Here is a 13,729-nt window from a genome sequence, read left to right as displayed (position 1 = left end):
CTGCTCACATGGTCCGCCGCGCCGCGTTTGCCGGTGCGGCGCCCACCGCGTTACCTGGAGGGGTGGCGCAAGGCTCGAGGAGCGGCGAGGAGCGACGATGATCACGCAAGAGCAGGTCGACCGAATTCTCCGGCTCGGCGGGAACGGGCTCCCGTTGGTCTCCCTCTACCTTCCGGTGGAACCGGACCAGCCCGGCCGTCGTGCCTACCGGACCCGGCTGGCCAGTCTGCTGGAGCGCATCGGACCGCTCGCGGACGACCACTCCCTGGAGCACGCCGTACGGCTCTCGCTGCGCGACGACATCGCGAAGATCGAGCAGAGGCTCGGCGAGGAACCCCAGCGGCCCGGGACCGTCGTCGTCTTCTCCTGCAGCGGCAACGGCGTCTACGAGGAGGTGTGGCTGCCGCGCGCCACCCACGAACGCGTCGTGGTGGACGCGGACCCCTACGTCCGTCCGATGCTCGCGGTGCTCGACGAGTACGACCGCACCTGCGCGGTCGTCGTGGACGAGGCCACCGCCCAGATCTGGGAGTACCACCTCGACGAGGTCCAGGAGCTGGAGGCGATCCGCGACCGAACGCTGCGGGGGGCCAGGCACGTCGCGGGGATCGACGAGGACCGGGTCCGCAACAAGGCCGACGAACTGAGCAAAAAGCACTATCGGCGGCTCATCGGCGAGCTCAAGCGCCTGTTCAAGGACGGGGGCTTCGATCTGCTGGCCGTCGGCGGGCATTCCCACCAGGTACCGGCCTTCATCGAGTTCCTCCCCCGTGACCTGCACGACCGGCTCGTCGGTCGCTTCACCGTCGACCGCGACACCGCGACCGCCGCCGACATCCGGGACAAGGTACGGGTCCTTGTCGCCGACCGCGCGCACCAGGAGCAGGAGCGGCTGGTCGGCGAGATCCTCGAGGCCGTCGCGACCAAGCATCACGCGACGGTCGGACTCGACGACACCCTGTGGGCGGGGTCGCTGGCCGCGATCCGGACGCTGGCCGTGGACACCGAGGCCGTGGCCCCAGGAGTCGTCTGCGACCGCGACGGGCTGCTCGCCCGCACGGGGGAGCAGTGCCCCTTCTGCGGAGACGCCCTGCGCGAGGTCCCCGACGTCGTCGAGGAACTGGTGAAGGCCGTCATCGAGGACGGCGGCGAGGTCCGCCACGTCGAGATGGAGACGGATCTGCGCACGCACCTGACCGGGGCCCTGCTGCGCTTCGAACTCCCCCCGCACCCGATCGACACGGAGTGATGCCAATGGCATCCACATGGCTCCCCTCTCCGCTCGGTGACTGTGCCATTGGCTCAGCGCTCCGGAGCCGACTTGAGCCAACAGTCCCGATGATGCTGTGATGGGCAGGTCGATGGCGCTGCGGGACCCTCCGCGGCGCCTTTTGCATGCCTGAAGTACAGGCTGAGCTCAAGGGGCGGGGAAACAGTGCTGAAGAGGGTGTTCGTGGCACCGGACCCGGGCCGGCTGCGGCTGCGCGGAGCCATCCGGGCCGTCCTCGGCATCGGCCTGGCCGTCGCCCTGTGCGGCGTCACCGGTTCCTCCCTCGCGGGCGCGGTCGCGGGAGGACTCGCTGCGCTGCTCGCCCTCTTCACGGTCACCGACGCCACGGTGCGCGGACAACTGACGACGACGGCGCTGCTGCCCGTGGTGGGCCTTCCGGTCCTGGCTCTCGCGGCCACCCTGCACGATCACCCGGCGGCGCGGGGCGCGGCCTTCCTCGCCGTCGTCGGCGCCGGTGTGTACGTCCGGCGCTGGGGCGCGCGCGGCCACGCCCTCGGCGTCTTCGGGTTCATGGCCTTCTTCATGGCGCAGTTCCTGCACACCGTGCCGGCGCGACTGCCCGAGCTGTACGTCGCCGTACTGCTGGCCCTCCTCGCGTCCTCGGCGGTCCGATTCGGACTGTGGTGCTACGAGCGCCGGATGCCACCCGCCGGCGCGCTCGCCCCTTCGGCCGGCCGGGGCCTCGCCCGTCCCACCACCCGGCAGGCGGTCCAGGCCGTCGTGGCCGCCGCCTTCGCCCTGGGCGTGGGAAGCCTGCTGTCCCAGGAGCGCTGGTACTGGGCCGTCGGCGCCGTCTGGTGGATCTTCGTCAACACCACCTCGCGCGGCGAGACCCTGATCCGCGGCTACCGCCGGATCCTCGGAACGGTGATCGGCATCGCCCTCGGCGCCTCGGCCGTCGTCCCGCTGCACGGGGCGCCCGTACCGACCGTGGCCCTGCTCGCCGTGTGCGTCTTCGTCATCTTCTACAGTGCCGCGGTCTCGTACACCTGGATGATGCTCGCGGTGACGGTGATGGCCGAACTGCTCTACGGGATGTTCGGCGTGCTGGACCAGCATCTGGTCGTCCTGCGTCTGGCGGAGACCGGCATCGGGGCGATCGGCGCCGCGCTGGCGGTGCTGCTCGTGCTGCCGATCACCACGCACGCCACGACGGACGCCTGGATCGTGCGGGCGATCCAGTGCGTCCACGCCTGCACGACCGAGGCCGCGGCACGTCTGAACGGCTCCGCCGCCGCCGACCCCGCGGCGCGCGTCGCGGAGCTGGAGACGGTGCTGAACAAGGTGCGGGTCTCGCTCACGCCGCTTCTGCACCCCCTCAATCCCCTGCGCGCCCGAGGCCGGAGGGCGCGCCAGGTACTCGCGGCGCTGAACACCTGCGCGCGGGAGGTACGAGGCCTCGCCGCCATCGCGTCGGACCCCGTGGCCTCCAGCGACGACCGCCTCACCGCCGCCTGCGAGCGCGTCGAGAAGGCCGTCGAGGCGCTCACCTCACCCGGACCGCGGCCGATCACGGTCCAGGCCGAAACACCTCCCGCGGAAGAGCCGGTACTCGCACACCTGCACGGGCTCGAGCGGGCGCTCGCCGAACTCGCCGCGCCCCTCCTGCACCCCCGGGCTTCGAGCCCCGTTCGCGTCTGACGCACGAGGCACGTGCACAGACCACGTAGAGGGTGGATCACCGCCCGGGCGGGGTAACCCCGCGGCTATCAGACGCACGGAACCCGCGGAGCGTGCGGGAGCGGCCCGCGGGCCAAGCCGCTTGGGGGTGGCACCATGCGGGACTTCCCGCGAGGAACGGGACGCGCAGAGCGCTTCGGCGACGACGGGAGCGCGCGGTACCCGACGCCGTGGGCCGAGGGGCCGGGCGGCTGGCTGGACCGTGTTCCGGCAGGTCGCGGGGCGCGTGGCGCGACCCCGACCGCACTGCCGTACGCCATCGGTTCCCGGCGGGCGGAGCTGTCCGTCCCGGGGCTCGCAGGACGCCTGATACCCGTGCCGGGCCGTCCCGCCGCCCCGACGTCGCACGACGACTCCCCGCCGTACGCACTCCTCCGCGCGGCCGCCGAGTTCCTCACCCTCCGCCACACCGAGGAGCGCCTCGGCGACCCGGCCCGGCGCATCGCCGCCGCGCGGGTCGAGATCGCGGAGACCGGCACGTACCGCCACACCACCGAGGAACTCGCCTTCGGTGCCCGCGTCGCCTGGCGCAACGCCAACCGCTGCATCGGGCGCCTGTACTGGCGCTCCCTGCGCGTCCGTGACCGCAGGGACGTGCGGACGGCCGAGGACGTCGCCGAGGCGTCGGCGGACCATCTGCGGGAGGCCGCCGGCGAGGGCCGGATCAGGGCGCTCATCACCGTCTTCGCGCCCGACCGGCCGGACCGCCCCGGGCCACGGATCTGGAACGAACAGCTCATCCGGTACGCCGGCTACGCCCGCCCGGACGGCGGCGTGACCGGCGACCCGCGCAACGCGGGCCTCACCACGCTGGCCCGGCGGCTCGGCTGGCCCGGCGGCCCCGGAACCCCGTTCGACGTCCTGCCGCTGGTGATCCAGGGCGCCGACGGCAAGCCCGACGACGAACCCCGCTGGTTCACGCTGCCGAAGGACGCGGTGCTCGAAGTGGAGCTCGACCACCCCGAGTACACCTGGTGGCGCTCGCTCGGACTGCGCTGGCACGCCGTGCCCGCGCTGGCCAACATGTGCCTGGAGATCGGCGGCATCTGCTATCCGGCGGCCCCGTTCAACGGCTGGTACATGGGCACCGAGATAGGCGCCCGCAACCTCGCCGACACCGACCGCTACGACCTCCTGCCGTCCGTCGCCGACCGCCTGGGCCTCGACACCCGCACCGACCGCTCGCTGTGGAAGGACCGCGCGCTCGTCGAACTCAACCGCTCCGTCCTGCACTCCTTCGACCGCGCGGGCGTCACCGTCACCGACCACCACACCGAGTCCCGGCGCTTCCTGACCCACCTCGGCCGCGAGGAGCGCAAGGGCCGCCGGGTCGGCGCGGACTGGTCGTGGATCGTGCCGCCCATCTCCGGCAGCGCCACACCCGTCTTCCACCGCACCTACGAGACCGTGGAACGGCACCCCGCGTACGTCCACCACCCGGAGGCGCGCCCACGGGCGCTCGGGGAGACAGGCGGGACCTTGGTCTAGACCGTTGGTCGTCGACTGCTACCGTCGGCCCCGGACAGCGCGGGACCGAAAGGGGAACGGCAGTGGCAGACGGCGGCACGCGGGAACAGCGGGCGTTCATCGGCTCGTTCACGGCGGCGGGAGGTCCCGGCGTCCTCACCGCGGCCGTGGACCGCGGCAGCGGCGCGCTGACGATCCTGAGCGCGGTGGACGGCGTACCCGATCCCTCGTACCTCGCCATGTCGCCCGTCCACGACATGCTCTACGCGGTCAGCGAGACGGCCGACGGCGCGGTGGCCACGTACCGCGTGGACGGCGACGAACCGAAGCCCGCCGGGCCATTGGTCTCCGTCGGAGGCAGCGGCCCCACACACCTCAGCGTGTTCGCGGGACACGTCCTGACCGCCAACTACGGCTCCGGCAGCGTCACCGCCCTGCCCGTGCGCGACGACGGAGCGCTCGTCGGCGCCGCCTCCAGCGTGCTCCAGCACCAGGGGCGCGGCCCGCACACCCCGCGCCAGCAGAGCCCGCACGCCCACCAGGTACAGCCCGACCCGAGCGGGCATTGGGCCGTCAGCGTCGATCTCGGCACGGACTCCGTGCGGGTGTGCGCGCTGGACGGCGGCCGGCTCACGCTGCACCGCGAGATCGCGCTGCGCCCCGGCTCCGGGCCCCGCCACCTGGCCTTCCACCCGCGCGGCGAACACGCGTACGTGCTCAACGAACTCGCGCCCACGGTCACCGTCTGCCGCTGGAGCGCCCTGGAAGGCTCTCTGCGGCCCGTCGGAGAGACGCCGGTGCTCTCGGGGGTCCCGGACGGTGACGCGTACCCCTCGGGCATCGTGGTGTCGCCCGACGGGCGCTTCGTGTGGACCGCCACCCGAGGCCAGGACGTCGTCTCCGTGCTCACTCCCGACGCGGTGGGCGAAGGGCTGCGGCTGGTCGCCACGGTGCCCTGCGGCGGCACCTGGCCGCGCGCGCTGGCCCTCGACCCCTCGGGGCGCTTCCTGTACGCCGCCAACGAGCGCTCGGGGGACGTGACGTGGTTCGCGGTCGACCCGGACACGGGGGTGCCGCGACGGGGCGGCTCGGTGGAGGTTCCGGCGGCCTCCTGCGTGGTCTTCGGCTGACCTGCCCGTTCGGTGGCCCGCCGCCGACGCGCGAGCCGCCGACGTACGAGAGAGCCGACGAGAGAAGGGCCCGCTCCGGTGAGAGGAGCGGGCCCTTCGGCGTGCGAGGGGTGGTGCCTGGGCGGTCAGCGGACCGGCGCGCCCTGCGGCTGCTGCGGGGCGATGCCCAGTGCCGTCGTGTACTTGGCCAGCGCGAGCTTGCCGATCGCCGGGTACGGGCCGAGCGCCTCGGCGGCGGAGCAGCCCGCCTCCTTGGCGGCCGCGTCCAGCAGGCCGGCGTCGATCTCCGGGCCGATCAGGTACGGAGCCAGGGCGAGCTGCTGGGAACCCGAGCCGCGCAGCTGCTCGGCCGTGGCCGCGATCGCGCCCTCCTCGTCCAGCGCCGCCGCCATCACCGGCACGGCGAGCCGCGCGGCGAGCAGCATGCCGGTGATCCCGGCCGCCTGCACGGCCTCCTCGCCGCCCACGGAGGCGAGGATGATGCCGTCGGCGGCCGTCGCCACGGTGAACAGCCGGGCACGGTCGGCGCGCGCCAGACCCGCCTCGGACAGACGCACGTGCAGCGCCTCCGCGAGCAGCGGGTGGGGGCCGAGAACGTCGGTCAGGTCGGCCGCGATCCGGCTCTCCATGACGGCCTGGCGGACCCGGCGCAGCAGCGCGTTGTCCGGGCCGGCGAGCAGGGGCACCACGACGGCGACGGGGCCGTCGGGCTCGGTCACGTCCGCACCGGCGGCACGGGCCTGCTCATAGCGGGCGGTGCGCTCCTCGGCGGCACGCGTGAGCACGGACTGCAGCGTGGGGAACTCGGCGTCGTCCCCGTCGAGGTACCCGATCCGGGCGTCGAGGCCGGGCAGCTCGGAGCGCGCGATGCTCACGACCTCCTCGGCGAGGCTGCGCGTGGCCGCGCTGGAGGTGCCCGGCACCGCGAGGACGAGCGCGGGCGCGCCCTCGGGAGCCGCCAGCGGCTCGGGTCGGCGGTGCCGCCCGGGCTGGCGAGGTCGCGGCATTCGTACTGGCAGGCCGGACGCGGGCCCAGTGGGGGAGCTCATGGCGACGCATGTTACTGGCTTCTTGGGCTCCCCTGTTCGGGGAGGGTGCAGGTGAGCGGTATCCGTCCGGTTTTGTCTGATGAGTTACGCGTGGATCAGAAATGATCGGTGTGGCTGGACTCGCCGGTGCTGTGGTGCTCCTGTGAAGACCGGTGCGGGAGTCAACTTCACTTGTCCGACAGGGCGGATGAATCCCCCTTTCGGGGTATGGATAGTCAGGTTGTGCCCTTTTCGGTCCTCACGTCCAGCATGTGTTCATCGCGGGGGAGCGTGAGCCGGTCGCTCGCCAGGTCGACGGCGATACGTACGGCGCCGTCCAGCGGGGTGCCCGCGGCCGCTACCTGCCGGGCGTGCGGCAACCGCTCCGTCAGCTCCGCGCGCAGCGGTACGAGCAGGGGGTCGCCCATCTCGAACAGGCCCCCGGTGAGGGCGACTCGGTCCTCGCCGGTGTCCGGGCAGACGGCGGCCGCGGAGTCGGCCAGGTGCCGGGCGGCGGCGCGCAGCACGTCGCGCGCGACGGGGTCGCCGACGGCGGACGCGGCGCACGCGGCCACTTCGGGCGCGAAGGAGGCGAGTACGGCGGGCCGGTCGGTGCGCGGATACAGCTTGCCCGGCAACCCGGCCACCGGTCCGAACATCTCTTCGGCCCGCGCCAGCAGTTCCGCCGATCCACCGGGGCGCCCGTCGAAGGCGCGTACGGCCGCCTCGAGCCCGGCGCGGCCGATCCACGCCCCACCGCCGCAGTCGCCGAGCAGGTGGCCCCAGCCGTCCGCCCTGCGCCAGCTCCCCAGATCGGTGCCGACCGCGATCATGCCGGTGCCCGCGGCGATCACCGCGCCCGGCCGGGGGCCGAGCGCGCCCACGTACGCGGTCACCGCGTCGGCGGCCAAAGCGAGCCGCCGTACGCCGAGTTCGTGCTCCAGCGCGGAGGGCAGCTCGGCGCGCAGTGCGTCGCCGAGGGTGGCGAGACCCGCCGCTCCGACGGCGACGGCCTCGAGTTCCCCCGTCCCGGTGGCGGTCATCAACTCCCGTGCCATCGGAAGCAGTTGCTCCAGCAGATGTCCGGCGTCGATGCCGCGCGGGCCCGTGCGGACCGGCTCCTTCGACGTCAGCGGAACGCCGACGACATGCCCGTGCACGGCCAGCGCCGCCCGCAGACCCGAGCCGCCCGAGTCCACCGCCAGCACACCGGCGGACGCGTTGGAGGGACGCAACAGGCTCCCCTCCTCTCTGCTGACCGGCCGGTTGGGCGATCGGTCGGGCGACCGGCTGGACCGGCTCGATGATCTCGGCGAGGAGGAAGACTAGCGTCGAGAGGCGGGTCCGCGCGCGCCGCTCGTCCGTATGAATGCGTCACGGCGTGTGCCAGTAGAGTGGCACGTCGTGGCACCACGACCCTTGCATGAACTCATCGAAGCAGGCTGGGCGAAGGCTCTGGAGCCTGCGGCCGAACGTATCGCCGCCATGGGGGACTTCCTCCGGGCCGAGATAGCGGCAGGCCGGACCTATCTCCCGGCCGGGGCAAATGTCCTGCGGGCCTTCCAGCAGCCTTTCGACGACGTCCGGGTGTTGATCGTCGGCCAGGATCCCTACCCCACGCCGGGGATGGCCATCGGGCTGAGTTTCGCCGTGTCGCCCGAGGTGCGTTCACTGCCGGGCAGTCTGGAGAACATCTTCCGGGAACTGCACACGGACCTGGGGCTGCCCAGGCCGTCCAACGGTGATCTGACGCCCTGGACCGAGCAGGGGGTGCTGCTGCTCAACAGGGCGCTGACGACGGCGCCCCGCAAGCCCGCGGCGCACCGGGGCAAGGGCTGGGAAGAGGTCACGGAGCAGGCGATCCGGGCGCTGGTCGCGCGGGAGAAGCCGCTGGTGTCGATTCTGTGGGGGCGTGACGCCCGCAATCTGCGGCCGCTGCTCGGGGACCTCCCGGCGATCGAGTCCGCGCACCCCTCACCGATGTCGGCCGATCGCGGCTTCTTCGGCTCGCGTCCGTTCAGCCGGGCCAACGAGCTGTTGGTGAGGCAGGGCGTGCAGCCGGTGGACTGGCGCCTGCCGTAGAGCGGTCATCGGACCTCGCGCCACCCGCGCGGCTTCCGGCGCGGGTACGGGTCCTGCAGGCGGGGCGGCCGCCGGCGCGGGGGTGGTGCGCGCCGGAAGGTGCGGGATTCGCCACCATCGTGGATGCCGAGCCCGATCCGATCGTCGCCGACGCGGCCGTGACGGAGTGTCAGCCGCGTCGCTCTGCGTCACCGCGACCCCGACCCGGCACCGGCGGCCGCCCGAACCCCCGTCGGAATTTCGGGCGGCGTCGCGCAACTCCGCCATCGCGCAACCCCGCCATCGCCGAGCGCGTCGACGTGCACGAGACTGTGCTCCGCGAGTGCATCCCGCAGCTCGTTCGCGCCGACCCGGGAGGGACCAACAGTATGATCATTTTTGGCACCAGGGGATACCTGTACCAGCTCGCGATACTGACGCTGGTGTGTGGCAGCTGCGGCAATCCCTCCGCGCACACGCTCCGGAAGCGTGTCACGAAGTTCACGCTGTTCTTCGTGCCGCTGTTCCCGATCTCGTCGAAGTACGCGACGCAGTGCACTTTCTGCGGAGTGGAGCAGAAGGCGACCAAGGAGCAGGCGGAGCAGCTGCAGGCGCAGGCCGCGAGCGCTCACGCGGCCCAGCAGTACGGCCAGCCGCAGCAGCCTCAGCAGCCGTACCAGGCCTGAGCCGGGGGCGGGGACCGGCGCGGCGCTACGTCGACGGCGCCGTGCTCCCCGCGGACGGCGCCGGTCCGCCGCCGACCCCTTCCGTATGAGTCGTCCAGGCTGCATTCCGTGCCGCATCGGTCGGAAATGGCCCTCACGGGGCAATGATGGACTACTTGGACATGGTGTCTCGACGGAAGGGAACCCTCTCATGGGTCTGATCGGATCGGTCGGCCTGATCCTGCATCCCCGGCGCAATCCGGGACCGGTCATCGAGTCGGCCGTGCAGTGGGCCCGCAAGAACGAGGCCGAGGTGCTGGGGCTGCCGGACGAGGTGGGCCGTATCGCCTGCAGTGCCGTGGCCGTACCGGCTCTGGACCTCGTCGCCCGGGCCGATCTGATCGTCAGTCTCGGCGGGGACGGGACCATGCTCCGTTCCATGAGGCTGCTGTCCGGAAGTGACACTCCGGTACTCGGCGTCAACCTGGGCCGGCTGGGCTTCCTCGCGGAGATCGATGTCGACGAGCTCCAGCCGGCGCTGGACCGGATCGACAGCGGCCAGTTCACCACCGAGGCCCGCATGGCCGTGCGAACGCGCCTCCCGGACGGGCGCGAGGTCCGTGCCTTCAACGACATCGCCCTCGTACGGGTACCCGGCAGCGGCATGGCCGCCATCGCGATCCGGCTCCAGGGCGAGGAGTTCATCCGCTACGCCGCCGACGCCGTCGTCGTCTCCACGTCGACCGGATCGACGGCGTACAGCTTCGCCGCGGGCGGCCCGATCCTCTCGCCCCGGGTGGAAGCCATCCTGGTCGTCCCCGCCAGCGCGCACTCGTCGTTCGACCGGGCGCTCGTCCTGCCCGCGGACGAGGACGTCACCCTCGAACTCCTCCCCACGACCGGGCGATTGGCGGTCGAGGTCGACGGCGAGGTGCTCGGCTACCTCGACGCGGGCGAGCGGGTCACCGTGACGGCGTGCCCCGCGGCGGCTCATGTCGTGCGCCTGGGCGGTACGACGTTCTACCAGCGAGCACGCAGAAAACTCGGCATCAAGGGAAGTATCGAAGCGGGCGGCCGAACCTCCCGGGACCCCGCCGACCCCTCGACGGGGCCCTGACGCGCGGCCGAGGAACGCGTCCTGTGCGCTACAGCGGCCGACCTGGGGGAGGCCGCCTTGGGTAGGGTGGGCCGCCGACGGAAGGGTCCATGTCATGACCGCACCGCAGACCCGGCGGCCGACGCTGATGGTCGTCCACGCGCATCCGGACGACGAGGCCAGTCAGACGGGCGGCACGCTCGCCCGCTACGCGGCCGCCGGGGTTCGTACGGTTCTCGTCACCTGCACCGACGGCGCGCAGGGCGACGGAGCCGGCAGCAGCAAGCCCGGCCACCGCGACCACGAGCCGGCGCAGGTCGCCGCACGGCGCTCCCGCGAGCTCGCCGAGTCGGGGGCCGCGCTCGGCATCAGTGACCTGGTCCGGCTGAACTACCCCGACTCCGGCGTGCCCGACTCGGCGGACGACATCGATCCGCACGCGTTCAGCAGGATGGAGGGCGAGCCGGTCGTCCGGCGGCTCGAGGCGCTCATACGGGAGTACCGGCCGGATGTGATCGTGACGTATCCGCCCAATGGGTTCTCGTACCATCCCGATCATGTCCGTGCGCACGAGCTGACCGTCGCCGCCTTCGAGCGGATCAGGCGGTCCGGCGGACTTCACCCCCACAACGATCGCAGCGATCGGAACGAGGAGGGCGGCCGGCACCCGCGGAGCCTGCCGAAGCTGTACTACATCGCCGTGTCGCTCTCGAGTCTGAAAGCGGTGCGGGCCCTGGCGGAGGCCGCCCTCGGACCCGACGCCTGGATTCCCCCGCTCGACGTCGCCGTCGACGACGACACCGTGACCGCCGCCGTGGATGTCACCGACTTCTGGCCGCACAAGCTGCGAGCCCTGGCAGCCCACTCCAGCCAGGCGGACGCCGCGGCCCTGCTGAGGCTCTTCAGCGTGCCCGGGGACGCGGGCCGGGTCGAGGAATACGTGCGGGCCCATCCGCCGTGGACCGGCGGCACACGGGAGAGCGACCTGTTCGAGGGCGCCCACGAGACGCCCTGAACCGTACGGCCTCGCCCTGACCCGGGCTCAGTCCTGTCGGCCGGCCCCTTGAAGCGCCGCCCGCTGCCGCGCGGCGCGCACCGCAGCCGACAGTGAGGCGATGTCGTAGGCGCCGTAGTGGCGGCGGCCGTTGACGAAGAACGTCGGGGTGCCCGAAACACCGCTGAGGTCGGCGGACTCCACGTCCGCCGCGACCCGGGCCGTCCCCGTGCCCTCGCGGAGATCCTTGCGGAAGCGTTCGGTGTCGAGGCCGATCTCCCCGGCGTAGCGGAGCAGGTCCTTCAGCCGCAGGTCACCCTGGTGCTCCATCAGCAGATCGTGCATCTCCCAGTACCCGTCCTGGTGGGCCGCGGCCTCGGCGGCCTCCGCCGCGAGCTGGGCGTTCGGATGGACGTCGGTCAGCGGCAGATGCCGCCACACGTAGCGCACGTCGCCGAAGCCGTCGAGCAGCTCGCGCACCACGGGCTCGGCCAGGCCGCAGTACGAACACTCGAAGTCCCCGTACTCGACGAGCGTCACGGGCGCCTCCAGCGGGCCGCGTACGTGATCGCGGTCCACGTCGACGGGGTCGCTGAGGTCGACGATGGTGGTGCCCGTGCCGAGGAGTGCCCGGATACGGGAACGCTTGGGAAGGGCGCGGATCACCGAGGTGACCAGCCAGGTGAGGAGGAACGAGCAGACCACGGCGGTGAGGATGCCGATCTTCGCCTCCGCCAGCTGGGTCCCGTCGAAGGCGAGGGTGGCGATCAGCAGGGACACGGTGAACCCCACTCCCGCCAGGGTGCCGCCCGCGGTGATGGCGCCCCAGCCGACCGGCGGGCGCAGACGCCCGCGGCTGGCGAGTGTCGTGAGCCAGGTGGCGCCGATGATGCCGAGCGGCTTGCCGAGCACGTAGCCGAGAAGGATACCGAGGGCGATCGGTGAGGTGAAGGCATCGGCCAACTGGCCGGCGCCGATGGTGATGCCGGCGTTGGCGAGGGCGAACAGCGGCACGATCACATAGCTCGTCCAGGGGTGGAACATGCGCGTGAGCCGGTCGTTGGGCGAGAGCGTCGAGGCGATCCCACGCCGTACCGAGCGTTCCAGTTCCGGCGTCGGCTGCTCGCGGAAGCGCCGGAACAGACGGCTGGCTCGCTCCAGGTCGACGCGCTCGGCCGGGTAGGCGTAGGTGAGCAGACCCATCGCGAGCCCGGTCACGACCGGGTCCACCCCCGACTTGAGCAGCGCGACCCACACCGCCGCGCCCAGCGCCGCGTACAGGGCGGGAGTCCGCACCCCGAGGGTGCGCCGCACCAGCACGACGGCCGCGAAGAGGCCGAGCGCCGTCAGCAGCGCGGGCAGGGCCAGGGCGCCGCTGTAGGCGACGGCGATCACGGCCAGCGCCAGGAAGTCGTCCACGACGGAGACGGTGAGGATGAAGACCCGAAGGCTGTCGGGCAGCCGTGCCCCGAAGAGGGCGAGCATGCCCAGGGCGAAGGCCGTGTCCGTCGACATGGCGGTGCCCCAGCCGTGCTGGGAGGCATGGGCCGCGTTCAGGGCCAGGTAGATCGCGATCGGCACGACCATGCCGCTGAGCCCGGCGAGCAGCGGCAGCGTCACCCTCCTGCGCTCCCGCAGCTCGCCCAGGTCGAACTCCCGGCGCGCCTCGAGTCCCACGACGAAGAAGAACAGCGTCATCAGCCCGCTGTTCACCCACTCCCGCAGGTTCAGGGCCACTTCGCCCGCCCCGAGGCGGACCGACAGCTCGGTGCGCCAGAATGCCTCGTACGTGCCCGGCCCCGTGTTGGCCCAGGCGAGGGCCACGAGGGTGGCGGCCAGCAGGACGGCGGCACTGCCGGTCTCGGTCTGCAGGAAGGAGCGCAGCGGACTGCGCGCGTCCTTGCCGCACACGGTCTGCCCCGACATGGGCGAGGTCTCAGCTGGCACAGTCACCCCCTGATTCTCGCCCCGCGCGTGGTCCGGCACGCGGCGAAACGGTGCTGGGGACGGTCGTGTGCCGCGGGTCGGGTGCCCAGGCGCGCCACCGCGCGGCGGCGTCGAAGCCGAGAGCCGCGCCCCGGTGCAGCTGGAGAACGGCCACGGGCATCCGCAGCCGGTTCCCGGCAGCACGGTCGGCCAGGTCGCGCTCGACCTCGACGCCGGCCGAGGCACGGTAGTCGGCCACGATGGAAGGGACGGCCGCGCGGGAAGCCGCAAGGTACGGCTGGACGGCGCCGGGACGCCGGGCCTGGAGCGGGGGCTTCTCCCGCTCGTCCTGCTGTGCCTGCGGGAGGAGCACAGGAAGCGTGGTCCGACG

General features: G+C 72.5%; 11 protein-coding genes and 1 pseudogene. 8 read left to right on the top strand and 4 right to left on the bottom strand.

Going from position 1 to position 13,729, the window contains the following annotated elements; translation table 11 throughout:
• The first annotated feature begins 97 nt into the window (after positions 1-97).
• From ACIQTP_RS34335 to ACIQTP_RS34320, 4 genes are all read left to right on the top strand, one after another.
• Positions 98-1,249, top strand: coding sequence for a hypothetical protein (locus ACIQTP_RS34335; protein WP_403407355.1), 1,152 nt, complete (start codon positions 98-100; stop codon positions 1,247-1,249).
• Between the two features lie 186 nt (positions 1,250-1,435).
• On the top strand, positions 1,436-2,932 hold the full coding sequence (locus tag ACIQTP_RS34330; protein WP_403407353.1) for an FUSC family protein: 1,497 nt from the start codon (positions 1,436-1,438) through the stop codon (positions 2,930-2,932).
• A 135-nt stretch (positions 2,933-3,067) separates the two neighbouring features.
• Positions 3,068-4,459, top strand: a complete 1,392-nt coding sequence (locus ACIQTP_RS34325) for a nitric oxide synthase oxygenase (protein ID WP_403407351.1) — start codon at positions 3,068-3,070, stop codon at positions 4,457-4,459.
• Positions 4,460-4,521: 62 nt separating this feature from the next.
• Positions 4,522-5,568, top strand: a complete 1,047-nt coding sequence (locus ACIQTP_RS34320; protein WP_403407349.1) for a lactonase family protein — start codon at positions 4,522-4,524, stop codon at positions 5,566-5,568.
• A 125-nt stretch (positions 5,569-5,693) separates the two neighbouring features.
• On the opposite strand, the gene ACIQTP_RS34315 is transcribed toward ACIQTP_RS34320, so the two are convergent.
• The gene (locus ACIQTP_RS34315; protein ID WP_095856132.1) at positions 5,694-6,617 is read right to left on the bottom strand and encodes a sirohydrochlorin chelatase; all 924 of its coding nucleotides are present in this window, start codon (positions 6,615-6,617) and stop codon (positions 5,694-5,696) included.
• Between the two features lie 215 nt (positions 6,618-6,832).
• The gene (locus ACIQTP_RS34310; RefSeq protein WP_403407347.1) at positions 6,833-7,831 is read right to left on the bottom strand and encodes an N-acetylglucosamine kinase; all 999 of its coding nucleotides are present in this window, start codon (positions 7,829-7,831) and stop codon (positions 6,833-6,835) included.
• 169 nt (positions 7,832-8,000) lie between these two features.
• Here ACIQTP_RS34310 and ACIQTP_RS34305 point away from each other — a divergent pair, with 169 nt between their 5' ends.
• From ACIQTP_RS34305 to ACIQTP_RS34290, 4 genes are all read left to right on the top strand, one after another.
• Complete coding sequence (locus tag ACIQTP_RS34305; protein WP_168489681.1) at positions 8,001-8,678, top strand: uracil-DNA glycosylase; 678 nt, start codon at positions 8,001-8,003, stop codon at positions 8,676-8,678.
• 368 nt (positions 8,679-9,046) lie between these two features.
• Complete coding sequence (locus ACIQTP_RS34300) at positions 9,047-9,343, top strand: zinc-ribbon domain-containing protein (protein WP_352050851.1); 297 nt, start codon at positions 9,047-9,049, stop codon at positions 9,341-9,343.
• 190 nt (positions 9,344-9,533) lie between these two features.
• Entirely contained in the window at positions 9,534-10,439 is a 906-nt protein-coding gene (locus ACIQTP_RS34295) for an NAD(+)/NADH kinase (protein ID WP_403407345.1), read from the top strand.
• Positions 10,440-10,533: 94 nt separating this feature from the next.
• Positions 10,534-11,433 carry a PIG-L deacetylase family protein gene (locus ACIQTP_RS34290; protein WP_403407343.1) on the top strand — a complete coding sequence of 300 codons (900 nt, stop codon included), beginning with the start codon at positions 10,534-10,536 and terminating at the stop codon, positions 11,431-11,433.
• Positions 11,434-11,460: 27 nt separating this feature from the next.
• Here ACIQTP_RS34290 and nhaA read toward each other — a convergent pair whose 3' ends face one another.
• Both nhaA and ACIQTP_RS34280 read right to left on the bottom strand, forming a co-directional pair.
• Positions 11,461-13,338, bottom strand: a complete 1,878-nt coding sequence (gene nhaA / locus ACIQTP_RS34285; protein WP_403407535.1) for a Na+/H+ antiporter NhaA — start codon at positions 13,336-13,338, stop codon at positions 11,461-11,463.
• A gap of 10 nt (positions 13,339-13,348) precedes the next feature.
• Positions 13,349-13,633, bottom strand: a pseudogene (locus ACIQTP_RS34280) (hypothetical protein); the annotation flags it as partial.
• Positions 13,634-13,729 lie beyond the last annotated feature (96 nt).

It is taken from the genome of Streptomyces sp. NPDC090798, from assembly GCF_044768965.1.
Classification (GTDB): Bacteria; Actinomycetota; Actinomycetes; order Streptomycetales; family Streptomycetaceae; genus Streptomyces.
Note: the sequence above shows the minus strand (reverse complement) of the source record. Positions and strands in the feature narration are given on the sequence as shown.